Origin of the sequence: Aquimarina algiphila (genome assembly GCF_007489275.1) — a bacterium.
In the GTDB taxonomy this organism is placed as follows: Bacteria; Bacteroidota; Bacteroidia; order Flavobacteriales; family Flavobacteriaceae; genus Aquimarina; species Aquimarina algiphila.
Genome location: NZ_VLNR01000211.1, coordinates 1 through 1,037, shown reverse-complemented (window position 1 = coordinate 1,037; position 1,037 = coordinate 1). Strand labels below are relative to the sequence as shown.

The 1,037-nt window shown below is 42.4% G+C and carries 2 protein-coding genes; both read right to left on the bottom strand.

Annotated features, from left to right (window positions below; all coding sequences use genetic code 11):
- Positions 1–296: Calx-beta domain-containing protein (locus FOF46_RS32900; protein WP_478209734.1), on the bottom strand; the 296-nt coding region annotated here is incomplete at its 3' end.
- Between the two features lie 127 nt (positions 297–423).
- A complete protein-coding gene (locus FOF46_RS31100) occupies positions 424–984 on the bottom strand; it encodes a hypothetical protein (protein WP_478209733.1) in 561 nt (186 codons plus the stop codon).
- Between the last annotated feature and the right edge of the window lie 53 nt (positions 985–1,037).

Below are 1,037 nucleotides of genomic sequence, written 5' to 3'. Positions count from 1 at the left end.
GTTTTACTGGATTCTCCAGCGAGAAAGGAGAGCGTTGTCGTGCTAATGGCTGTATAATCAGAACCAGCTGTCGCAGATCCGTTTGAAGTTGCATAATCTACTGTAGCTCCTCCAGCAGGAGCAGGGGCATTCAAATTTACTGTAAATTGTAAAGTAGTCGTCCCAGTATTTCCTTCATCTATTGATGGATCATTAACCGATATTGATATATCGTCATCATTAAAGATTGTTAATGTAGCACCATCGGTGATATTAATATCTCCTGAAGCAACCGTTGCAGGGGAAAGCCCACTCATTCCTATAATTACGGTCTCGTCTGGTTCAGAAGTTGCATCAGCCGTAGGGGTAATTGTGAAGGTTTCTGTTTCTCCAGCCGTTCCTGCAAAAGTAAGAGTCTGTGCTGTTACTGCAGTATAATCACTATTAGCCGTTGTTGCTGNCAAACCCACCATCTATAGCGTTATCCACTATAACAGTCACGGTAATGGCACCATCATCTTCATTGCCGCTTACATTAGCGATAGTTACTGTCGCCTGATCATCATTGTTTATGGTCAGCGTAGCTCCATCTGTAACATCTATATCGCCAGAGGCAACCGTTACAGGGCTTAAGCCACTCATGCTTACGGATGCGGTTTCATCAGCTTCTACTTTGGTATCTCCACCAAGGGTAATATTAAAAGTTTCTGACTCGCCAGCCGTTCCTGCAAAAGTAAGTGTCTGAGCTGTTACTGCAGTATAATCACTATCAGCTGTTGTTGCTGTTCCATCTGCTGTGCTAACATCTACATCAAACCCACCATCTACTGCATTGTCTACAATAACCGTAATGGTTGCTGTACCACTGTTCTCATTCAATGCAACATCTGCTATCGTTACCGTAGCTTGATCATTATTGGTAATCGTTCCAGTACCAGTACTGTCTCCTATAATGACATTTGTACCTGTTGGATTCGATAAGGTTAGTGTAAGTGTTTCATCTATTTCAACGGTTTGATCACCTGTAATGGTAATATCTACTGTTTTACTGGATTCTC